The following is a 20964-nucleotide window of genomic DNA, read 5'->3' on the forward strand; positions in this document are numbered from 1 at the left end:
TCCTAATACGGCGCCAGGATCTGCCCGCGTCCCGGAAAGCCGTCAGCCCTTCATGGCGTCGGCCTTCTCGATCAGCGCCTCGGCCATGCGGATCGACGCGATGTCGATGAGCCGCCCGTCCAGCGAGACGGCGCCGCGGCCGGCCTTGGCGGCCTCCTTCATGGCCTCCAGGATGCGGCGCGCCTTGGTCACCTCGGCCTCGGACGGGGTGAACACCTCGTTGGCCAGCTCGATCTGCGAGGGATGGATCGCCCACTTGCCCTCGAATCCGAGCGCCGCGCAGCGCCGGGCCGCCGAGCGGTAGCCGTCCGGATCCGAGAAGTCGCCGAACGGACCGTCGATCGGGCGCAGGCCGTAGGCGCGGCAGGCGATCAGCATGCGGTTCTGGGCGAACAGCCACGGGTCCTGCCAATGGGTCTCGCGGTTGCCCGCCTCGTCCTTGTCGGTGAGCACCGAGAAGTCCGGATTCACGCCGCCGATCACCGTCGAGCGCGCGCGGGTCGAGGCGGCGTAGTCGGCCACGCCGAACGACATCGCCTCAAGGCGCTTCGACGACTGGGCGATCGCCTCGACGTTGGCCATGCCGAGTGCGGTCTCGATCAGCACCTCGAAGCCGATCTGCTTCTCGCGCTTCTTGGCCTGCTCGATCTGGGTGACCAGCACGTCGATGGCGTAAACGTCCGCCGGCACGCCGACCTTGGGGATCAGCACCATGTCGAGCCGCGGACATGCTTCGACGATGTCGACCACGTCCCGGTACATGTAGTGGGTGTCGAGACCGTTGATGCGGATCATCATGGTCTTGTTGCCCCAATCCAGGTCGTTCAGCGCCTGGATGATGTTGGTGCGGGCCTTCTCCTTGTCGTCGGGGGCGACGGCGTCTTCCAGATCGAGGAAGATCACGTCGGCGGCCGAGGAGGCCGACTTCTCCATGAAGGTCGGGTTGGAGCCCGGGACGGCGAGCTCGGAGCGGTGCAGGCGCGGCTTGGCCTGCTGGATCAGGGTGAAGCTCATCTGGGGTTCTCTCTCCTGGTGACGGTTCTGATGCCGTTGCGGGGCTGGACCCGCTCGGGTGGGGAAATGGCGTTCGTCGGGCTCGGTGACAGAGCGGAAAGACGCGTTTCAGGATGCTCCGTTCGGCTTCTGAAACCCTGCGTGCTCCCCCCCCCCTCTGCGTGGGAGGGAGAGCCGCGCGCGTGATCCTCACCCCGTCGCCCCGAACCCGACGGCGATGCAGTTGATCGACAGGAGCAGGGCCGACTTCACCGCCTCGCGCCGGTCCTCGTCGGTCTCGGCGCGGTAGCGGGCGAGCAGTTCCACCTGCTCGCGGCCGACCTGGTTGATGGTCGGCAGCCGCCCCTTGAGCCGGTCGCGGAACAGCGGGAAGCGCTCGGCCAGCTCGGTGCCGCCGCTCACCCGCAGCACCATCTCGCGGGTCAGCGCGTACTCGGCCTCGATCATCGAGAAGATCCGGTCGCGGATCCCGGCATCCAGGACGAGGCCGGCATAGGCCCGGGCGATGTCGAGATCGACCATCATCAGCGTCTTCTCGACCTCGTCGAGAACGAGCCGGAACACCCGGGACTCCTGGAACAGGCGCTTGAGGATCGCCTCGCCCTCCCGGCCGCGCACGTCGAGGAAGCTCGCGAGTCCCGAGCCGACCCCGTACCAGCCGGTGATCACGTGGCGGTTCTGCGACCAGGCGAACACCCAGGGGATCGCCCGCAGGTCCGAGAGCGAGCGGGCGCCGAATCGGCGTGCCGGGCGGGAGCCGATGTTGAGGAGCGCGATCTCGTCCAGCGGGCTCGCCGACTGGAAATAATCGACGAGGCCGTCGGTCTGCAGCAGCTGGACGTAGGCCGCCCGCGAGGCGCCGGCCAGCGCCTCAAGCGCGTCGTCGTGGCCGGGGCCCGCGCGATCGCCCTCCCGGGCCAGCGCGTGCTCGAACACAGAGGCCGCCAGCAATTCCATCTGGTAGGCGGCGGTGCCGCGGTTGGCGTATTTGAACGAGACCACCTCGCCCTGCTCGGTGGTGCGGAACCGGCCGCGAATCGAGCCCGGGGGCTGGGCCATGATGCCCCGGTGGGTCGGCACGCCGCCCCGGCTCACCGAGCCGCCGCGCCCGTGGAAGAACGCGATGCCGACCCCGAGTTCCTCGCCGAGGCGGGTCAGCTTGCTCTGCGCCTTGTACAGCTCCCAGTTGGCGGCGACGAAGCCGCCATCCTTGTTGGAGTCGGAATAGCCGATCATCACCTCCTGCACCCCGCCCTGCCAGCGGGTCGAGCGGCGCACCACCGGCACGGCGAGCAGCGCCCGCATGATCGCCGGGGCGGCGCGCAGGTCGTCGATGGTCTCGAACAGGGGCACGATCGGCAGCGGGCAGATCTCGGTCCCGGCCCCGTCGAGGAACACCCCCGCCTCCTTGGCGAGGAGGTAGGCGCCGAGCACGTCCTCCACCGAGCGGGTCATCGACAGCACGAAGGCGCCGAACGCCTCCCGGTCGAGGGCCTCGCGCATCTCGGCGACGAGGGCGAAGGTGGCGAGCGTCTCCCGGGCGGCGTCGGGCAGGTCCTCGAAGGACCGCTCCGGATCCCGCGGCCGGGCGAGTTCGGCGTCGAGCCACTGGCGCCACGCGGCAGAGCCGAGGGCCGGCGGCTCGCCGTCGCCGTTGCGCTGGCGCCAGAGCGCCTGGAGGGTGTCGGTGGTCCGGGTGGTGTTCTCGCGCAGGTCCAGCCGGACCGTCGAGAACCGGAAGATCTCCACCATCCTTCGGACGGGGCGGACGAGGTCCCGGGCGAGGGCGCCGCATTTCGCGTCCGCGAGGCCGCGTTCCAGGACGCGCAGGTCCTCGATCAGCCCGTCGGCGCTGGCGTAGTCGGGACCCGAGGGATGCTCGCCCTCGTTGCGGGCGATCGTCGCCTCGATCTTGCGCAGCACGCAGCTGAGATACTGGCGATAGGGCTCGCCGGGATTGCGCCGGGCGATGGCCCGGGCCTGCCCGCTCTCGGCGAGCTGCCGGTCGAGTTCCGCCCGGAATCCCTCTGGCAGCGGCAGGGTGCGCTCGGTGAGCGAGAGGGTGCGGCCGAGTTCGCGCACCCCGTCCTGATAGCGGCTGAGCGAGGCCAGCGCGTTGCGATGCAGGGTCTGCCGGGTGACGGCGGCGGTGACGTAGGGATTGCCGTCGCGATCGCCGCCGATCCAGGAGCCGAACTGGAAGAACGGCGGCACCGTGAAGTCCGTGCCGGGATAGGCCTCCGCCAGGGATTCCTCCAGGGTATCCATGGTCTCGGGCAGCATCTCGAACAGGGTCTCGTCGAAGAAGTGCAGCCCCCAGGCGACCTCCCGCTCGACGGTGGCCTTCTCCAGGTGCAGCTCGCCGGTCATCCAGACCAGCTCGATCTGGTCGCGCAGCTCGTTCATGAGCCCGTTGCGCTCGCGGTCGGTCCAGCGCGGCATCTCCAGCTCGCGGAGCACGAGGTAGATCCGCCGGAACTTCTCCAGGACGGTGACGCGCTTGCCCTCGGTCGGGTGGGCGGTGAGCGTCGGGCGGATGCGCAGGTCGCTGAGCAGCGCCTGGATCTTCTCCGGCGGCACCCCCTGCTGGCGGGCATCGGAAAAGACCTTGGCGAAGGAGCCGCCGAGGGCGGCGCGCCCCTCGGTCCGCTCCACGTGGCGGCGGCGGCGCATCGCGGCGTTCTGCTCGGCGATGGAGATCAGCTGGAACCAGATGCCCTGCACCTGGAGGGCGCGCGCCAGCATCTGCGGCGAGAAGCGCGAGATGTCGGCGGTCCCGTGCAGCACCGCCTCCAGGTCGGGATCGTGCCGGCGGGCGACGTCGAGCAGCGCCTGGAACAGGATGTCCAGAGCCTGCTCCGACGACGTGCCGGTGATCACCGGCGGCGCGAAGGCCGTGGCGTCGACGAGGCCGGGGGTTGCGTGAAGGGTACGGGTCATGGGGCCACCTCGTGGCGCATGGTTTTTGAGGACGATCAGCGCGAAGCGCCCCCTCCCCCCTCTGCGGGGGAGGGTGGCTCCTGCGTCAGCAGGGGTCGGGAGAGGGAAGCGCCGGTGCAGAACGAGGCTGTGTCCGTCATGCAGGGCGCGCATTTTCCGGAAGCCGGGTTCCCCACTCCCGACCCCCTTCGGGGGCCACCCTCCCCCACAGAGGGGGAGGGAGAGCGGCGCGCCGAGTACTGTTACGCCGCCCGCGCCAGCACGTCGGCCACAGTCTGCCCGAAGCTGCCCGGATCCGGCGCCACGGTCAGCCCATACGACCGCATGATCTCGGCCTTCTCGGCGGCGCTGTCGCCGGCCGCCGAGATGATCGCGCCGGCATGGCCCATGCGCCGGCCCTTGGGCGCCGTGAGCCCGGCCACGAAGCCGATCACCGGCTTCGACATGTTCTCGCGGATCCAGGCCGAGGCCTCGGCCTCCTGCGGGCCGCCGATCTCGCCGATCATCAGCACGGCGTCGGTGTCCGGGTCCGTCTCGAACAGGGCGAGATGGTCGAGGAAGGAGGAGCCGTTGATCGGGTCGCCGCCGATGCCCACCGAGGTCGAGATCCCGAGCCCCAGTTCCTTGAGCTGTGCGGCAGCCTCGTAGCCAAGGGTGCCCGAGCGGGAGATCACTCCGACATTGCCCGGGAGGTAGATGTGGCCGGGCATGATCCCGAGCATCGCCTTGCCGGGGGAGATGATGCCGGCGCAGTTCGGGCCGACCACCATGGTCCGCCGGTCCCGCGGGTAGCGCATCAGGTAGCGCTTCACCCGCATCATGTCCTGGGCCGGGATGCCGTCGGTGATCGAGCAGACCAGGCGCAGGCCGGCATCGGCCGCCTCCATGATGGCGTCCGCCGCGAAGGGCGGCGCCACGAAGGTGATCGACGTGGTGGCGCCGGTCGCCGCCACCGCCTCCTTGACGGTGTTGAACACCGGCAGGCCGAGATGGCTGCGCCCGCCCTTGCCCGGGGTGACGCCGCCCACGACGTTCGTGCCGTAATCCAGCATCTCCTTGGCGTGGAAGGTGCCCTTGTCGCCCGTGATGCCCTGGACGATGATCGGGGTGGTCTCGTCGATGAGGATGCTCATGGCGCGGTCTCCCCCTCAGTGCTTCGTCTTGGCGGCCGAGCAGGCGTCGACCGCCTTGCGGGCCGCCTCCGACAGCGTGTCGGCGGTGATCAGGTCGAGGCCGCTCTCGGCCAGGATCTTCTTGCCGGCCTCCACGTTCGTGCCGGCCAGCCGCACCACCAGGGGCACGTCGATCTTCACCTCCCGGGCGGCCTGGATGACCCCCTCGGCGACCCAGTCGCAGCGGTTGATGCCGGCGAAGATGTTGACCAGGATCGCCTTGACGTTGCGGTCCGAGAGCACGAGCCGGAAAGCCGTGGCCACCCGCTCCGGCGAGGCGCCGCCGCCGACGTCCAGGAAGTTCGCCGGCTCGCCGCCCGCGTGCTTGATCATGTCCATGGTGGCCATGGCCAGCCCGGCGCCGTTGACGATGCAGCCGATCTCGCCCTCGAGGCCGATATAGCTGAGGTTGTGCTCGGCCGCCTGCGCCTCGCGGGGATCGCCCTGCGACGGGTCGTGCATGTCGGCGATGCCCGGCCGGCGGAACAGGGCGTTGTCGTCGAAGCTCATCTTGGCGTCCAGCGCCAGCACCCGGTCGTCCTTGGTGACGACCAGCGGGTTGATCTCAAGCATAGTGCCGTCGCAGTCGCGGAACGCCCGGTAGGCGTTCATGATGGTCTTCACCGCGGCCGAGACCTGCTTGATGTTGAGCCCGAGCTGGAAGGCGATCTCCCGGGCCTGGAACTGCTGCAGGCCGACCGCCGGCTCGACCACCACCTGGATGAGCGAATCCGGCTCGTTGGCGGCGATCTCCTCGATGTCCATGCCGCCGCGCTGGCTGGCGATGACGCGGACCCGCTCGGCCTTCCGGTCCAGCACGTAGCCGAGATAGAGCTCGCGCTCGAACGGATCGGCGGTTTCCACGTAGACCCGCTGGACCGGCTTGCCCTCGGGGCCGGTCTGGAGGGTGACGAGGCGCTTGCCCAGCAGCTCCTTGGCGGCGTCGCGGACCTCGTTGTAGGTCCGGCACAGCTTGATCCCGCCGGCCTTGCCGCGGGCGCCCGCATGGATCTGCGCCTTCACGGCCCAGAACGAGCCGCCGAGTTCGGTGGCCGCGTAGACCGCCTGATCCGGGCTGAAGGCGATCGCGCCTTTCGGAACGGCCACGCCGAAGCTCGCGAGCAGCTCCTTGGCCTGATATTCGTGGACGTCCATTCGGCGCCTCCTCCGCGGTTCGTTGCCGCCGTTGACGCCTTTCAGTTTAGTTGAGTCGAAAGAATACGCCCGTCAAATTTTTTGAGACGCGGGTTCAGGGGGGCTTTTTCGCAGGCGCAGCACGGATCGTATTCGTTTGCGCATCGCAACATACAGAAAAACAACGAGGCCGGGGCATGATGAACCCGGCCTCGACTGTCGATCTGGAATTTTGGCACTGCGCTCGGATGCGCTGACAAGTTTAGCGCCACGCCGACGGCGACGCGCGCCCACCCTCCCCCCCTCTGCGGGGGAGGGAGAGCGGCGCGGGCTTCAATGCGCCGTCAGTTCACCTTGGCCTTCACGACCCCGTAGATCTTCTCGGTGAGCGCCCCGGCCTCCGAGAGCAGCTCCTCGAGTTCCGTCAGCCGCTCGTCGGCGAAGTCGCGATCCTCGAGGCCCTTGGCGTTGACGTAGACGTTGAGCGCCGCGCTGCGGAGGCCCGCATAGGCCGAGAGCACCGCCACGCCGGCATCCGACACGACGTTGAGATTGCCCTTGTCGGCGGTGATCGCCGCGAGGTCGATCACCGCCCGACAGGCCCGGCAGCAGGCGAGCGGGACGTCGCAGGCCGTCTTGAGCGCCGCCTGGATCTTCTCGCTCCGCGCCGCCTTCTCGTCGTCGGTGACCTTGGGCAGGCCGTAGGCGCCCATCACGGCGTCGAAGGCTTGGACGTCCTCGCCGATCATGCCGGTGAGGACGACCCGCAGGCCCTCCGACTTGGCCAGCACGTCCTTCAGCTCGGCCTCGACCTCGACGTACTTCTTCTTGCCGATGGTGAGGTTGCAGACCATCGACACCAGGGCCGCGCCCATGGCGCCGGAGATCGCCGCAGCGCCGCCGCCCCCGGGGGTCGGGGCGGCGCTCGCCAGCTCCGTCAGGAAGGTCTGGATGGTCGCGGTTTCCGGCGCCTGCTGCGTGTCCGACATGGGCCTCTCCCCTGCTCAGGCCATTGTCTTCGCGAGCGCGTAGATCTCCTCGGCATCGAGCACCTGCTCGGTGCTCTCGAAGAGCTGGCCCACGCAGGCCCGGTGCAGCTTCAGCTTCAGCCCGCCGATGCCGAGCGCGCCGAAGGCCTTCTTGCCGTGGCGGTCCTTGGCCTTGTCCATCACGTCGATGCCGCCGATCCCGGTCGGGGGCTGGGCGTTGTAGTCGGCGACGAACTCGATGGCCGGGTCCTGGGCCCAGGCCGCCTCGGGCAGCAGCTCGACGCCGATGGCGCCGGCGGTGAACACGAGGTTCGTGCCCTTCACCAGGGCGATGCGCGAGGCCTCGTCGGGGGTCGCGGCGGCCTTCACGTTGACCTTGAAGCGCTGGTTGATCTGGTCCGCGGCGGCCTGCGTCTTGTCGAGGGCCCGGCCCGCGATCGTCACCTCGGCGCCCTCGCCCGCGAGGAGCGCGGCCGAGCGCATGCCCACCGGACCGGTGCCCGCCAGCACCACGGCCTTCTTGCCCTGGAGCGAGCCCGCGGCCTTGGCCACCAGCGCGACGCCGGCGGCCGCCGTGGTGTTGGAGCCGTTGGAGTCGAGCATGACCGAGACCCGGAACGGGCCGAAGAACCGCTTCTTGACCGCGGTGAACAGCGCCTCGCCCGCCGCCATGCTGCCGCCGCCGACGAAGATCGCCGTCGACTTCTTCTCGGAGCCGCCGCGGGTGTAGATCGTGCCGTCGACCAGCGCGCCGACGTTGTCGGGGGTCACGCCGCCGTAGCCAGCGATGTGGTCGGCGCCGCCGTCGTAACCGACCACCGTGTCGAACACGTTCGGCACCGCATCGGTGTCGAACAGGAACAGCAGTTTCTTTGTCATTTGTTATCGGACCTTTCCGTCGCGCCGGTGGGGCGCCGTCATGGTGTCTTTCCGATCGTGATCGGAGTCAGGGGCGGGATCTGCGCGTCTCCCTCCCCCCTTTGCGGGGGAGGGAGGCCCCCGAAGGGGGTCGGGCGAGGGGTGCGACGGAGCATAACGGGGCTGAGCCCTTCATGAAGGCCGTGCTACATCCTGAAGCCGGGCTCCCCTCTCCCGACCCTCGCTGACGCGAAGCCACCCTCCCCCGCAGAGGGGGGAGGGAAAAATAGCGCCCTACTCCACCACGTTCTGCGGCTTGCCGGCGACGAACGCCTCGACGTTGTCGACCAGCTGATCGGCGAGGATCTGCATCGCCTCCTTGCTGGCCCAGGCCACGTGCGGGGTGACGATCAGGTTCGGCAGATCGGCCTCGCACAGGATGTTGCCGTCCTTGGGGGGCTCCTGCGCCACCACGTCGAACCCGGCGCCCGCGATGGTGCCGTCCTTGAGCGCGGCGAGCAGGGCCGCCTCGTCCACCAGCCCGCCCCGGGCGGTGTTGATCAGGATGGCGTTCTTCTTCATCCGCTTGAGCTCGGCGGCCCCGATCATCCCCTTGGTGTCGGGGGTCAGCGGCACGTGCAGCGTGATCACGTCGGACTGCGTCAGGATCGTCTCGAAATCGACGAGCCCGTCCTGCGGGAACACGTCGTAGGCCAGCACCTTCATGCCCAGCGCCTCGGCCCGCTTGCCGATCGACTTGCCGAGCGCGCCGTAGCCGACGATGCCGAGCGTCGAGCCGGCGATGTCGTAGATCGGGTAGTCGAAGTAGCAGAACTGCGTGGACTTCGCCCAGTCGCCGCGGCGCACCGAATTGGCGTACGGCACGATCGCCCGGCGCAGGGCGAACATCAGCCCGACCACGTGCTCCGGCACGGTGTTGAACGCGTAGTTGCGGATGTTGACGACCGTGATCCCTTGCGCCTTCGCCTGGGCCTTGTCGACCACGTCCGTGCCGGTGGCGGCCACCGCGATCAGCTTCAGGTCGGGCAGCTGCTTCAGCGTCTCGGCCCGCATCGGGACCTTGTTGATCAGCGCGATCTCGGCGCCCTGGAGCCGGGACACCGTGTCCTCCGGCGTCCAGGTCGACTCGTGCTCGACGTACTCGTGCGGGAAGGTGAACGGCCGGACGGTCGCGTCGAGGGACTCACGGTCCAGGAACACGATCTTCTTGGTCATGGATCCCCTCTCGGGCGGCGGGCGGTTTCCTCGGGCTTGTTCGTCTTAGTTGCGCGCCGGGGCGGGCCCGGCAACCCGGACCCGCCCCGACACGGCGCAGCGTTCACGCCTTATGCAGCGGATTCTCGCGCAGGTAGCTGGAGGCGGCGGCGACGCCCGAGCCCGGCGTGACCTTGATGCCGCAATCGAGCATCGCCATCTCGGCGCCCGCGATGGCACCGAGCAGCGACAGCTCGTTCAGGTCGCCCAGGTGGCCGATGCGGAACACCTTGCCGGCGACTTTCGACAGGCCAGCCCCCAGCGAGAGATTGTAGCGCTCGTAGGCGTGGGTGATCACCTTGGCGGCGTCGGCGCCCTCCGGCACCACGATCGCCGTGACCGTGTCGGAGTTCCACTTCGGCTCCTTGGCGCAGGGCTTGAGGCCCCAGGCCGCCACCGCCTGGCGGGTCGCCTCGCCGAGCACGTGATGGCGGTGGTAGATGTTCTCCAGCCCCTCCTCCTTCACGATCGCCAGGGCCTCGCGCAGGCCGTAGAGCAGCGGCAGGACCGGCGTGTAGGGGAAGTAGCCGGTGGCGTTGGCGGCGAGCTGATCCTTCCAGGCGAAGTAGGCGTGGCCGAGCCGGTCGTTGCGGCCGGTGCCGCCCTCGGCGATCTTCAGCGCCTTCGGGCTGATGCAGATCAGGCCGAGGCCGGCGGGCAGCATGAAGCCCTTCTGCGAGCCCGCGATGGCGCAGTCGACCTTCCACTCGTCCATCTTGAACGGCAGCGAGCCGATCGACGAGATGCCGTCGACGAACAGCAGCGCCGGGTGGCCGGCGGCGTCGATCGCCTTGCGCACCGCGGCGATGTCGCTGGTGACGCCCGTGGCGGTCTCGTTGTGGACGACCATCACGGCCTTGATGGCGTGGTCCTTGTCCGCCCGCAGGGCCTCCTCGATCTTCTGCGGATCGGCGCCGGCGCCCCACTCCTCGTCCTGGACGATCACGTCGAGGCCGAGGCGCTGGGCCATGTCGACCCAGAGGTGGCTGAACTGGCCGTAGCGGGCAGTCAGCACCTTGTCGCCCCGGCAGAGGGTGTTGGACAGGGCCGATTCCCAGATGCCGGTGCCGGAGGACGGGAACAGGATCACCGTGCCGGCGGTCGAGCCGAACACCATCTTGGAATCCTGGAGCAGCGGCTTCACGAGCTCGGGGAAGCTCGGCGAGCGGTGGTCCTCGGAGGGCACGTGCATGGCCCGCAGCACGCGATCCGGGATGTTGGTGGGGCCCGGGATGAACAGGTGATTGCGACCGGGGCGACGGGTAGCGGCCATGATGTTTCCTCCGAAATGTCTGTTGCGCGCGAGGTTGGACCCGCGCCGGTTTGTCCAAGTGTCCTCGGGAGTCGGTCCGGCGCCGGCGGTCGTGGCTCGCGCCCGCGAACGCCTTCCTGTTCCGTGAAAGAGGGGGCGCTGCGGAGCGGCAGGCGGCCTCACGCCGCTCGCGTCGCGGCACGCCCCCGCGCACCGGTCGCCTCCGAATTGCCGTCCCGTTCAACGGCCGCAGGGCCGTCCTCGCCGCCTTCCTGATCTGCGCCCGGCTCGGCGCAGGCCGAGCCGCCAGTTGCTGGTATTATGAGATGGCGCAGCTCGAAAGGAAAACCGGAAAAACTTCGGGAACTTGCCAAAAAAATTTTTTGTGCAGCGCAGCGAAGCCGATCTCCGGTTGAGAGGTTGCCCCGCACCGCACGCGTCGCGATGGCGGCGGCCCGAGGGCGCGTCATCAAACTGAGATGCGATCGCGTTCAGGCTTCGGCACCGATCAGCCGCCGGGAGAGGGTGCCGTGGCCGAGATTGAGGAGATGCCGGTCCGTGTGCGGACATTGTTCCTGTCCGACCTGCATCTCGGCACCCGCGGCTGCCAGGCGGGGCTGCTGCTGTCGTTCCTGAAGGATTACGACGCCGACACGATCTACCTCGTGGGCGATATCGTGGACGGCTGGCAGCTGCGCTCCGGATGGTACTGGCCGCAGGAGCACAACGACGTCGTCCAGAAGCTGCTGCGCAAGGTCCGCAAGGGCACGCGGATCGTCTACCTGCCGGGCAACCACGACGAGTTCCTGCGCGACTACGTGGGCACGAATTTCGGCGGCATCGAGCTCGCCGAGACCGCGATCCACGAGGCGGCCGACGGGAAGCGCTACCTCGTGATCCACGGCGACCAATTCGACATGGTCGTGCGTCACTCGCGCTGGCTCGCCCATCTCGGCGACGGCGCCTACACGCTTGCGCTGACCCTGAACACGCTGATCAACCGGGCGCGGCGACGCCTCGGCCTGTCGTACTGGTCGCTCTCCGCCTGGGCGAAGCTGCGGGTGAAGAACGCCGTCAGCTTCATCGGGCGGTTCGAGACCATCCTGGCCGAGGAGGCGCGCCGCCAGGGCGCCGACGGGGTGATCTGCGGCCACATCCACCATGCGGCGGACCGGCCGATCGGCGAGCTGCGCTACCTCAACACCGGCGACTGGGTGGAATCCTGCACCGGGCTGGCGGAGCATTACGACGGCCGGATCGAGGTGCTGCACTACCCGAGCCTCCTGCGCGCCCGGGCGGCCGAGACCGTGCCGGCACCGCTGGCCGGCCGGCGGGCGGTGGCGTGAGGAGTCCCGCGTGAAGCTGCTCATCGCCAGCGACGCGTGGCACCCGCAGGTCAACGGGGTGGTGCGCTCCCTGGAGCAGATGGTCCGTCGCGCGCCCGAGCACGGCTTCGCGACGACCCTGCTCACGGTGGCGGATTTCCGCTCGCTGCCCCTGCCGGGCTATCCCGAGATCCGCCTGGCCTACGCGGGCCGGGAGCGGGTGGCGGAGCGCTGGCACGCGGAGCGTCCGAGCCACGTCCACATCGCCACCGAGGGTCCGGTGGGGCTGGCGGTCCGGCGGCACTGCCTCGCCCACGCCCTGCCCTTCACCACGAGCTACCACACGCGCTTCCCCGAATACCTCGCGGCCCGACTTCCGGTGCCCGAGGCGTGGTCCTACGCCTACCTGCGCCGCTTCCACGGTGCCGGGCGGGGAACCATGGTCAGCACCGCCTCGCTCCAAAGCGAGCTGGCGGCGCGGGGCTTCGCCCGGCTGATGCGCTGGACCCGCGGGGTCGATACCGACCGGTTCCGGCCCGCCGAACCCGGCGCGCCGGTGCCGGCGGAACTCGCCGGCCTGCCCGGGCCGCTGTTCCTGTATGTCGGGCGGCTGGCGGTGGAGAAGAACGTCGCGGCGTTCCTGAGCCTCGACCTGCCCGGCACGAAGGTCGTGGTCGGCGACGGGCCGGACCGGGGGCGGCTGCAGGCCCTGGCGTCCGGCGCGACGTTCCTCGGCACCCGCACGGGGGCCGCCCTGGCGGCCGTCTACGCCGCCTGCGACGTCTTCGTGTTCCCGAGCCTCACCGACACGTTCGGGATCGTGCTCCTGGAGGCCCTGGCCAGCGGCCTGCCGGTGGCGGCCTACCCGGTGCCGGGTCCCAACGACGTGGTCGGGGGCACCCGGGTCGGGATCCTCGACCGGGACCTGCGCGCCGCGGCGCTCGCCGCCCTCGGCCTGTCCCGCGCGGAATGCCGCGCCGAGGCCCTGCGCTGCGGCTGGGACGTGAGCGCGCGGCAGTTCTTCGGCAACATCGTCCAGGCCCATGGCGGCGTGCAGGGCGCGCGCGACGCCGCCTGACCGGTGACGCCGCCGGCGCGGGATGGCAGAGGACGGCATGCCGCCCGCCAGGAAGACGCCTCCCGCCCGGATCCCGGCCTTCGATCCGGCCCGCGCCGCCGACTACCCGGCGGCGGTCGGGTGCGACGAGGTCGGGCGGGGCGCCCTCTGCGGACCCGTGGTCGTGGCGGCGGTCTGGTTCGACCCCGCGGCGATTCCCCCCGCGCTGCTCGGCGCCCTGGACGACAGCAAGCGCCTGCCCGAGCCGGTCCGCGCCCGGCTGGCGCCGCTGATCCGCACCCACGCCCGCGTCGCCGTGGCGGCGGGCTCGCGGGCGCTGATCGACCGGATCAACATCCGTGCCGCCACACTCGACGCCATGATGCGCGCCGTCGCCCGGCTCGGGGTCGCCGCGCCGGTGCTGGTGGACGGCCGCGACGCGCTGCCCGGCCTGCCCGGCCGGGCCGTGATCGGCGGCGACCGGCTGGTCCCGCAGATCGCCGCCGCCTCGATCGTCGCCAAGGTTTTTCGCGATGACCTGATGCGCCGCCTGGCCGAACGGCATCCCGGCTACGGCTGGGACCGCAACGTCGGCTACGGCACCGCGATCCACCGGGCCGGCCTGACTACCCTCGGACGGAGCCCGCACCACCGGCTGAGCTTCACCCGGGGGTTCGGATGAGACCACCCGGTCGCCCGAGCGGGCTCGACAGCCCCCGGGTGATGATTAAGGCGCCGCCGTCCGTGCGGGCGCCACGAGACCATCCCGTCGGCACCCGATCCGCGCCGTCGCGCGGCCCCGGGGCGCGTTCCTTCGCAGGGGGAGACGGCGGGCGATACCGCAACCGAGGCCTCGACCGGAACCCGCATCGGGCGGCCCGGACGCCGGTCAGGAACCGCGCGACCACGGCGGTGCGCGGCTCGGTTCGGCGCGGAAGGGCCTCAGAAAAGCGCCAGCTGGGCTCCGGGCTTGCGGAAGGCCTCCCGGTTCAGCGCCATCCGGCCGAACGCGAAGCCGAGGCGGGTTCCGGCGAGCCGGACCCGCTGCCCGATCATCGCCGCGTAGGGACCCTCGCCGCGGAAGCGGTGGCCGAAGCGGGGATCGTTCTCGCGGCCGCCCCGGGCCTGCGCCAGGAGCCCGAAGGCGCGGTCCTTGCGCTCCGGGTAGTGCTCGGCGAACCAGTCGGCGACGAGGTCGGCGACCTCGCCCGGCAGCCGCAGCAGGGCGTGGCCGATCCGGCTGGCGCCGCTCTCCCGAGCCCGGGCCAGGATCGCCTCGATCTCGTGGTCGGTGAGGCCCGGGATGATCGGCGAGAGATTGACCATGACGGGCACGCCGGCGGCGCTCAGGGACCGCATCGCGGCGAGCCGCTTGTCCGGCCGCGGCGCGCGGGGGTCGAGGCGCCGGGCGAGGCCGGGATCCAGGGTCGGCAGCGAGACCGCGACGAGGACGAGGTTCCGCGCCGCCATCTCGGCGAGGATGTCGAGGTCGCGCAGGACGAGATCGGATTTCGTGGTGATGCCGACGGGGTGTCGCGCCGCCTGCAGCACCTCCAGCACCGCGCGGGTGATGCGGTGCTCTCGCTCCACGGGCTGGTAGGGATCGGTGGCGGTGCCGAGCGCGATCGTGTCCGGCCGGTAGCCCGGCGCCGCGAGCTCCCGGGCCAGCAGCCGGGCCGCGTCCGGCTTGGCGAAGATCCGCGACTCAAAGTCGAGCCCCGGTGACAGCCCGAGCCAGGCATGGGTCGGACGGGCGTAGCAGTAGATGCAGCCATGCTCGCAGCCGCGATACGGGTTGATCGACCGGTCGAACGGGATGTCGGGCGAGGTGTTGCGGGCGATGATGCGGTTGGTCCGCTCAGCGGTGACCCGGGTGCGCAGCGGCATCGGCGCGTCCGGCTCCCAGTCGGCCTCGTGGAACGCCTCGCGACGGGTCGCCTCGTAACGGCCGCTCGGGTTGGCGGTCGCCCCACGGCCGCGCCGGGCCTCCCGGGGCGCCGCGCTGGCGCCGAGGCGCACCGGTGCAGATTCGTCCCGCAGTTCCACCATGATGAGTCGGCTCCGTCCAGGGATTGGAACATAGAGCGAACATATCGGAGGCGGGCGCCTCATTTTCGGGCAGAGCCGACCCGGACGCGGCCCCGGGTCGCGAGAAGGCCGTCGAAATCCGCGTCCCCGGTTTACGGCGGCGCAAAATCGGTTATGCGCGCCCTCATGCTTTCCGCGGTGACCTATCTGGCCGATCCGGCCGAGCCGGACGCGATCGATCGCTTGGCCGACACGCTCAGCGCGCTCGTCTCCGGTGTGGCCGGCGGCCTGATCGGCGATGCCGTGATCGTGGCGCCGGGCGAGACCGAGGCCGTCGCGGCCGTCGCGGAGGCGACCGGCGCCACGCTGGTGCTTCACCGCGGCGGCGGCCCCTTCGCCGCAGGTGCCGCAGCGGCCCGCCGGGATTGGGTTCTGTGCCTGGAAGCCGGGGACGTCCCGGCCGAGGGCTGGATCCGCACCCTCGACCGCTTTGTCGGAACCGCCCGGCCGGAGATCGGGCTCGGCCGCCTGCACCGTCCGGCCGCGGGCTGGCTCGGGCGGGTCCTGGCGCGCTACGAGGTCGTCGCCGGCGCCCGGCAGGCCCGGGCCGGGGACGTGGTGCGGCGGGACGCCCTGCGGACGGGCGGTCCGTTCACGCCGCGGCTCAAGGTCAAGCCGCTCATCGGCCGGATCGAACGGGCCTGAACGGCGCGAAAAGGCGGCTGCACTTCGATTTGTTCGTACAAAGCTCCGCCGTCCCTGGCGTGATGGCCGAAAACTTGCTGAATTAACCTCAACGGTGGAGCGCCGGCACGGTCGCGCCGTGGGGAGGATCACCCGATGGACGCGTCTGGCCTGATGGGACGGAAGTCCGTCGACGACATCATCGAGAGCGGCGAGGGCGAGCAGCAGCTCTCGAAATCGCTGGGCGCCCTCTCGATCACCGCGATGGGCATCGGCGCGATCATCGGCGCCGGCATCTTCGTGCTGACCGGCACGGCCGCGGCGCAGTATGCCGGGCCGGGGATCATGCTCTCTTTCGTGCTCGGCGGCATCGCCTGCGCGTTCGTCGGCCTGTGCTACTCGGAGATGGCGGCGCTGATCCCGGTGGCCGGATCGAGCTACACCTACACCTACGCGACGCTCGGCGAGTTCTTCGCGTGGCTGATCGGCTGGGACCTGATCCTGGAATACGCCATGGGGGCCGCCACCGTGGCGGTGGGCTGGTCGGGCTACGTCACCAGCATCCTGAAGGATGTCGGGATCGTGATCCCGCCGCAGTTCGCGCACGCGCCCGGCACGCCGATCGACGGCGGCGGCACCGCCCTGTTCAACCTGCCGGCGGTGCTCATCGTGGGGCTGATCACGACCCTGCTGATGCGCGGCACGAAGGAATCCGCGCGCTTCAACAACATCATGGTCGCGGTGAAGCTCACCGTGGTGGTGGCGTTCATCGCGCTGGGTTGGGGCCATGTCGACACCGCGCACTGGAGCCCGCTGATCCCGCCGAACGACGGCACCTTCGGGCAATACGGCTACAGCGGCATCCTGCGCGGCGCGGGCGTGGTTTTCTTCGCCTTCATCGGCTTCGACGCGGTCTCGACCGCCGCGCAGGAGGCGCGCCGGCCGCAGAAGGACATGCCCATCGGCATCCTGGGATCGCTGGCGGTCTGCACCATCCTGTACGTGCTGGTGGCCGCCGTGCTCACCGGCCTCGTGCCCTACAAGGACCTGAACGTGCCGGACCCGATCGCCAAGGGCGTCGACGTCATCGGCATCGGCTGGTTCTCGATCGCCATCAAGCTCGGGGCGCTCACCGGCCTGACCACGGTGATCCTCGTGCTGCTTTACGGCCAGAGCCGGATCTTCTTCACGATGGCCCAGGACGGGCTGCTGCCGAAGACGTTCTCGCACGTCCACCCGACCTACCAGACGCCCTATCGCAGCCAGGTGCTGATCGGCATCGCGGTGGCGCTGGTGGCGGCCCTGGTGCCGATCAACATCCTGGGCGAGATGGTGAGCATCGGGACGCTCGCCGCCTTCATCCTGGTGTGCGGCTCGGTGATCTACCTGCGCCGCACCGACCGCCACATGAAGCGCCCATTCCGGGTGCCCGCCGTGCCGGTGGTGCCGATCCTGGGCATCCTGTTCTGTCTGCTGCTGATGGCCGGCCTGCCGCTCGACACGTGGCTGCGGCTGGTGATCTGGATGGCGATCGGACTGGTGATCTACTTCTTCTACGGCCGCAAGCACTCCGTCCTGCGCCGGAAGGACGGGACGACGCCGTAGCGCCGTTCGGGCGGGGCTGCGATCGCAGAGGGGCGCGGAGCCCCCTCCCCCGCAGAGGGGGGAGGGAACGCGTCGCGCTCTTCAAACAGAAAGACTCGCCCCCCGCCGCAGATGCTCGTCGAGCCGCGGCATGATCTCCACGAAATTGCAGGGCCGGTGCCGGTAGTCGAGCTGCTGGGCCAGGATCCCGTCCCAGGCGTCGCGGCAGGCGCCGGGCGAGCCCGGAAGCACGAACACGTAGGTCGCCCGCGCGACCCCGGCGGTCGCCCGGGACTGCAAAGTCGAGGTGCCGATCTTGTCGTACGAGATCCGGTGGAACACCGCCGAGAACCCGTCCATGCGCTTCTCGAACAGGGGCTCCAAAGCCTCCGGGGTCACGTCGCGGCCGGTGAAGCCGGTGCCGCCGGTGGTGAGCACCACGTCGACCCCCGGGTCGCGCAGCCACGCCTCCACCTGGCCGCGGATCGCCGGGATCTCGTCGGGCACGATGGCCCGGGCGGCCAGACGGTGACCCGCCTCGGTGAGCCGCTGCGCCAGGGTATCGCCCGAGCGGTCGTCCTCCGGACGGCGGGTATCGGAGACGGTGAGCACCGCGATGTTGAGCGGGACGAAGGAGCGGGCGGCGGACGGGTCGGCCATCGTGCGGTATCTCCGGGACAGGGGCCCGATATGGGCCGGCCGGATCCGGTTGTCGCCCCCGGCCGCCCCTCGCGATCCGCCCCTTGCGGCGGGCGGCAAACTCGGCTGTGCTGCTCCGGCCCCGTCGGAGACCCCTCTCATGCACATGTACGGCAACTGGCGCTCGGCCGCCGCCTTCCGGGTGCGGATCGCGCTCAAGCTGAAGGGCATCCCCTACGAGGAGACCTTCATCGACCTCGATGCCGGCGACCAGCACAAGCCGGAGTTCCGGGCGATCAACCCGCAGGGTGCGGTGCCGGCCCTGTTCGACGGGGACGGGCCGCCGCTCACCCAATCGCTCGCGATCCTCGACTACCTGGAGGAGACCAAGGGCGGCGTGCGCCTCCTGCCCGAGGAGCCCCGGGCCCGGGCCCGGGCGCGCTCCCTGGCGCAGGTGGTCGCCTGCGACACCCATCCGCTCTACGTGCCCCGGGTGCGCACCTTCCTGATGGAGCATTACGGCCTGCCCCGGGAGCGGATGCTCGACTTCCTGCGCAACGCCTTCGAGACCGGCCTGCGGACGCTCGAGACGCGGCTCGGCTCTGAGCCCGGCACCGGCCGGTTCTGCCAGGGCGACGCGCCGAGCCACGCCGACCTCTGCCTCGTCAGCCTCTGGGTCGGCACGGGCATCTTCGGGATCGACACGGCCCCCTACCCCACGGTGGCGCGGATCGCCGAGGCCTGCCTCGCCCTTCCGGAAGTCGCCGAGGCACACCCGTTGCGTCAGCCCGGCGCCCCCGGCGTCTGAGGCGGGGACGCGCGCTCTCGTCACGCGTGCCCGCGGCAGGCAGATGTGGCAATCCGGCACCCGGCGCGTGTAAGAGCCTCTCGCGAAACGCCCGCTGCACCGTCGCCGCCGGGAAGAGGAGTTCCGGTGATCGGGCGCTTTGTCTGAGCAGGCCGGCGTTTTAATCCCGGTTCGGGGAAAGAAAGAGTGTCGATGGTACCCGTCGAGAACGAGTCCGGCCTGCATCGCGTCGTCGTGGTCGGAGGCGGCGCCGCCGGGCTGCAGCTAGTGACGAAGCTCGGCGACAAGCTCGGGCGCGGCAAGCGCGCGCACATCACGCTGGTGGATCGCGCCCGCACCCACATCTGGAAGCCGCTGCTCCACGAGGTCGCGGCCGGCAGCCTCGACATCGGCCACCACGCGGTGGACTACCTGCACCACGCCCATACCCACGGGTTCCGCTACCGGATCGGGCGCATGACCGGGCTCGACCGGGAGGCGCGCACGATCCAGCTCGCGGCGAGCCACGACGCGGAGGGGCGTGAGGTCACGCCCGAGCGCGCGGTCCCGTACGACACCCTGGTGATGGCGGTCGGCTCCACCACCAACGATTTCGGCACGCCGGGCGTGGCCGAGCACGCCATCGCGCTCGACACCCAGGACCAGGCGGTGCGCTTCCACCAGCGCCTCGTGAACGCCTCCCTCCGGGCTCACACCCAGGCCGGTCCGGTCCGGCCGGGCCAGCTGCACGTCACGGTGATCGGCGCCGGCGCCACGGGGACCGAACTCGCCGCCGAGCTGCACCGGACCCTGCGCCACGTGGTCTCCACGGGCCTCGACCGGATCGACCCGGGCAAGGACATCCGCATCACCCTCGTGGAGGCGGCGGACCGGATCCTGCCTGCGGTGCCGCAGCGGCTCTCGTCCGAGGTGATGCAGCTCCTCGACAAGATCGGCGTCGACGTGCGCGTCAAGGCGCGGGTGACCGAGGTCCGCGCCGACGGCGTGCAGCTCGCCGATGGCGCCTTCATCCCGTCGGAGCTGGTGGTCTGGGCGGCCGGCGTGAAGGCGCCGCCCTTCCTGCAGGGCATCGGCGGCCTGGAGACCACGCGGACCAACCAGCTCGTGGTCACCCCGACCCTGCAGACGACCCGGGACCCCGACATCTTCGCGCTCGGCGACTGCGCCTACCTGGTCGAGGCCGGCTCGGACACGCCGGTGCCACCCCGGGCCCAGGCCGCCCACCAGCAGGCGAGCCACCTCATCGGCCAGATCCAGGCGAAGATCGACGGCAAGCCGCTGCGGCCGTTCCGGTACAAGGACTTCGGATCGCTGGTCTCGCTCGGCGAATATTCCACCGTGGGCAGCCTGATGGGCTTCGTCCGCGGCAAGAACATGCTGATCGCCGGCCTGTTCGCCCGGATGATGTACCGCTCGCTCTACAAGATGCACGAGCGGGCGCTCCACGGCACCGCCAAGACGGCCCTCGACACCCTGGCGCGGGCGCTCACCCGCCGCACCGAGCCGCGGGTGAAGCTCCACTAGGGCCGTCCCGAAGCCCCGGGCGTTCCAAATTTTCCGACCGTGAGAACAACCGACATGATCCTGGTGAGCGTGATGTACCCCGCCGGCCCGAGCTTCGACATGGGCTACTATCTCGGCCACCACATGCCGCTGGTGCGCGAGCGCTGGTCGTCCCTCGGCCTCCACGACGCGAAGGTGGTCAAGGGCGCCGGCACCCCGGACGGCGGCGCCGCTCCGTTCCAGGTGATGGCGCTGCTGACCTTCGAGTCGACCGATGCCTTCAAGAAGGCGGTGGCGGCCCACGGGGACGAGATCTTCGCCGACATCCCGAACTTCACCCAGGCCCAGGCCCAGGTGCAGCTCAACGACTTCGCGGAAAGCCCGTGATCGACATCGTCAAGGCGGTGCAGGCGGCCGATCCTGGCCTCGGCACCTACGTCATCGTGCTGCGCGCCGATTCCCGGGCCCTCGACGGACCGGGGCGCTTCACGCCGGACGCCCAGGCGTGGATTGCCGCCAATGCCCCCGGCGGCCGGCTCGCCCGGGTGCGGATCCTGCTGGCGCCGTTCCCGGGCGCCGCCCCCGCGGAGCGCGACGTCACCGTCGCGGCCTTCGCGGATCCCCGGGCGCTCGCCGCCTTCGCCACGGCCTGGACGGGCGACCCGCTGCCGGAGGAGGACGAGGCGTAGCCCGGCTCGGGGC

At 70.5% G+C, this 20964-nt stretch carries 19 protein-coding genes; 9 read left to right on the forward strand and 10 right to left on the reverse strand.

The genetic code is table 11. The annotated features are described in order from the left end of the window. Positions 1-42: 42 nt before the first annotated feature. The 8 genes from MKL01_RS09370 to MKL01_RS09405 form a co-directional block, all read right to left on the reverse strand. Positions 43-1014 carry an HpcH/HpaI aldolase/citrate lyase family protein gene (locus MKL01_RS09370; protein WP_243904943.1) on the reverse strand — a complete coding sequence of 324 codons (972 nt, stop codon included), beginning with the start codon at positions 1012-1014 and terminating at the stop codon, positions 43-45. Between the two features lie 189 nt (positions 1015-1203). Continuing rightward, complete coding sequence (locus tag MKL01_RS09375; protein ID WP_243904944.1) at positions 1204-3954, reverse strand: phosphoenolpyruvate carboxylase; 2751 nt, start codon at positions 3952-3954, stop codon at positions 1204-1206. A 242-nt stretch (positions 3955-4196) separates the two neighbouring features. Beyond that, positions 4197-5087 carry a succinate--CoA ligase subunit alpha gene (gene sucD / locus MKL01_RS09380; RefSeq protein WP_243904945.1) on the reverse strand — a complete coding sequence of 297 codons (891 nt, stop codon included), beginning with the start codon at positions 5085-5087 and terminating at the stop codon, positions 4197-4199. A gap of 15 nt (positions 5088-5102) precedes the next feature. Further along, positions 5103-6281, reverse strand: coding sequence for a malate--CoA ligase subunit beta (locus MKL01_RS09385; RefSeq protein ID WP_243904946.1), 1179 nt, complete (start codon positions 6279-6281; stop codon positions 5103-5105). A gap of 323 nt (positions 6282-6604) precedes the next feature. Then, positions 6605-7249, reverse strand: coding sequence for a methenyltetrahydrofolate cyclohydrolase (gene fchA / locus MKL01_RS09390; protein WP_243904947.1), 645 nt, complete (start codon positions 7247-7249; stop codon positions 6605-6607). Positions 7250-7264: 15 nt separating this feature from the next. Next, on the reverse strand, positions 7265-8128 hold the full coding sequence (locus MKL01_RS09395; protein WP_243904948.1) for an NADP-dependent methylenetetrahydromethanopterin/methylenetetrahydrofolate dehydrogenase: 864 nt from the start codon (positions 8126-8128) through the stop codon (positions 7265-7267). 273 nt (positions 8129-8401) lie between these two features. Beyond that, entirely contained in the window at positions 8402-9343 is a 942-nt protein-coding gene (locus tag MKL01_RS09400) for a D-2-hydroxyacid dehydrogenase (RefSeq protein ID WP_243904949.1), read from the reverse strand. Between the two features lie 103 nt (positions 9344-9446). Continuing rightward, positions 9447-10655: an aminotransferase class V-fold PLP-dependent enzyme gene (locus tag MKL01_RS09405; RefSeq protein WP_243904950.1), complete on the reverse strand. Its 1209-nt coding sequence runs from the start codon at positions 10653-10655 to the stop codon at positions 9447-9449. Positions 10656-11182: 527 nt separating this feature from the next. On the opposite strand from MKL01_RS09405, the gene MKL01_RS09410 reads away from it, so the two are divergent. Genes MKL01_RS09410 through MKL01_RS09420 form a run of 3 tightly spaced genes read left to right on the forward strand, consistent with a single transcriptional unit; the run spans position 11183 to position 13698 of the window. Then, a complete protein-coding gene (locus MKL01_RS09410; protein ID WP_279604503.1) occupies positions 11183-11980 on the forward strand; it encodes a UDP-2,3-diacylglucosamine diphosphatase in 798 nt (265 codons plus the stop codon). Positions 11981-11990: 10 nt separating this feature from the next. Next, on the forward strand, positions 11991-13037 hold the full coding sequence (locus MKL01_RS09415) for a glycosyltransferase family 4 protein (RefSeq protein WP_243904952.1): 1047 nt from the start codon (positions 11991-11993) through the stop codon (positions 13035-13037). A gap of 37 nt (positions 13038-13074) precedes the next feature. After that, on the forward strand, positions 13075-13698 hold the full coding sequence (locus MKL01_RS09420; protein ID WP_243904953.1) for a ribonuclease HII: 624 nt from the start codon (positions 13075-13077) through the stop codon (positions 13696-13698). A 260-nt stretch (positions 13699-13958) separates the two neighbouring features. Here the strand turns inward: MKL01_RS09420 and MKL01_RS09425 are convergent, their stop codons facing one another. After that, positions 13959-15065 (reverse strand): PA0069 family radical SAM protein, encoded by a 1107-nt coding sequence (locus MKL01_RS09425; protein WP_243904954.1) that lies wholly within the window; start codon positions 15063-15065, stop codon positions 13959-13961. Positions 15066-15218: 153 nt separating this feature from the next. On the opposite strand from MKL01_RS09425, the gene MKL01_RS09430 reads away from it, so the two are divergent. Both MKL01_RS09430 and MKL01_RS09435 read left to right on the forward strand, forming a co-directional pair. After that, a complete protein-coding gene (locus MKL01_RS09430) occupies positions 15219-15749 on the forward strand; it encodes a hypothetical protein (protein ID WP_243904955.1) in 531 nt (176 codons plus the stop codon). A 135-nt stretch (positions 15750-15884) separates the two neighbouring features. Further along, positions 15885-17333, forward strand: coding sequence for an amino acid permease (locus MKL01_RS09435; RefSeq protein ID WP_243904956.1), 1449 nt, complete (start codon positions 15885-15887; stop codon positions 17331-17333). A gap of 81 nt (positions 17334-17414) precedes the next feature. Here MKL01_RS09435 and moaB read toward each other — a convergent pair whose 3' ends face one another. After that, positions 17415-17972 carry a molybdenum cofactor biosynthesis protein B gene (gene moaB, locus MKL01_RS09440; RefSeq protein ID WP_243904957.1) on the reverse strand — a complete coding sequence of 186 codons (558 nt, stop codon included), beginning with the start codon at positions 17970-17972 and terminating at the stop codon, positions 17415-17417. Between the two features lie 139 nt (positions 17973-18111). Here moaB and maiA point away from each other — a divergent pair, with 139 nt between their 5' ends. From maiA to MKL01_RS09460, 4 genes are all read left to right on the forward strand, one after another. Further along, entirely contained in the window at positions 18112-18759 is a 648-nt protein-coding gene (maiA, locus tag MKL01_RS09445) for a maleylacetoacetate isomerase (protein ID WP_243904958.1), read from the forward strand. A gap of 192 nt (positions 18760-18951) precedes the next feature. Further along, the gene (locus MKL01_RS09450) at positions 18952-20283 is read left to right on the forward strand and encodes an NAD(P)/FAD-dependent oxidoreductase (RefSeq protein ID WP_243905004.1); all 1332 of its coding nucleotides are present in this window, start codon (positions 18952-18954) and stop codon (positions 20281-20283) included. A gap of 54 nt (positions 20284-20337) precedes the next feature. Further along, the gene (locus MKL01_RS09455; RefSeq protein WP_243904959.1) at positions 20338-20649 is read left to right on the forward strand and encodes an EthD family reductase; all 312 of its coding nucleotides are present in this window, start codon (positions 20338-20340) and stop codon (positions 20647-20649) included. Continuing rightward, positions 20646-20951 carry a hypothetical protein gene (locus MKL01_RS09460; protein ID WP_243904960.1) on the forward strand — a complete coding sequence of 102 codons (306 nt, stop codon included), beginning with the start codon at positions 20646-20648 and terminating at the stop codon, positions 20949-20951. Before MKL01_RS09455 ends, MKL01_RS09460 begins: the two co-directional genes overlap by 4 nt. Positions 20952-20964 lie beyond the last annotated feature (13 nt).

Source organism: Methylobacterium sp. J-070 (genome assembly GCF_022829385.1).
Classification (GTDB): Bacteria; Pseudomonadota; Alphaproteobacteria; order Rhizobiales; family Beijerinckiaceae; genus Methylobacterium.

Coding starts and splice junctions, on each gene's coding strand:
- sucD (WP_243904945.1), bottom strand. CDS start 5,087: ATGAGCATCCTCATCGACGAGACCACCCCGATCATCGTCCAGGGCATC.
- maiA (WP_243904958.1), top strand. CDS start 18,112: ATGCACATGTACGGCAACTGGCGCTCGGCCGCCGCCTTCCGGGTGCGG.
- MKL01_RS09370 (WP_243904943.1), bottom strand. CDS start 1,014: ATGAGCTTCACCCTGATCCAGCAGGCCAAGCCGCGCCTGCACCGCTCC.
- MKL01_RS09430 (WP_243904955.1), top strand. CDS start 15,219: ATGCGCGCCCTCATGCTTTCCGCGGTGACCTATCTGGCCGATCCGGCC.
- MKL01_RS09435 (WP_243904956.1), top strand. CDS start 15,885: ATGGACGCGTCTGGCCTGATGGGACGGAAGTCCGTCGACGACATCATC.
- MKL01_RS09395 (WP_243904948.1), bottom strand. CDS start 8,128: ATGACAAAGAAACTGCTGTTCCTGTTCGACACCGATGCGGTGCCGAAC.
- MKL01_RS09455 (WP_243904959.1), top strand. CDS start 20,338: ATGATCCTGGTGAGCGTGATGTACCCCGCCGGCCCGAGCTTCGACATG.
- MKL01_RS09405 (WP_243904950.1), bottom strand. CDS start 10,655: ATGGCCGCTACCCGTCGCCCCGGTCGCAATCACCTGTTCATCCCGGGC.
- fchA (WP_243904947.1), bottom strand. CDS start 7,249: ATGTCGGACACGCAGCAGGCGCCGGAAACCGCGACCATCCAGACCTTC.
- MKL01_RS09400 (WP_243904949.1), bottom strand. CDS start 9,343: ATGACCAAGAAGATCGTGTTCCTGGACCGTGAGTCCCTCGACGCGACC.
- moaB (WP_243904957.1), bottom strand. CDS start 17,972: ATGGCCGACCCGTCCGCCGCCCGCTCCTTCGTCCCGCTCAACATCGCG.
- MKL01_RS09425 (WP_243904954.1), bottom strand. CDS start 15,065: ATGGTGGAACTGCGGGACGAATCTGCACCGGTGCGCCTCGGCGCCAGC.
- MKL01_RS09420 (WP_243904953.1), top strand. CDS start 13,075: ATGCCGCCCGCCAGGAAGACGCCTCCCGCCCGGATCCCGGCCTTCGAT.
- MKL01_RS09375 (WP_243904944.1), bottom strand. CDS start 3,954: ATGACCCGTACCCTTCACGCAACCCCCGGCCTCGTCGACGCCACGGCC.
- MKL01_RS09410 (WP_279604503.1), top strand. CDS start 11,183: ATGCCGGTCCGTGTGCGGACATTGTTCCTGTCCGACCTGCATCTCGGC.
- MKL01_RS09385 (WP_243904946.1), bottom strand. CDS start 6,281: ATGGACGTCCACGAATATCAGGCCAAGGAGCTGCTCGCGAGCTTCGGC.
- MKL01_RS09450 (WP_243905004.1), top strand. CDS start 18,952: ATGGTACCCGTCGAGAACGAGTCCGGCCTGCATCGCGTCGTCGTGGTC.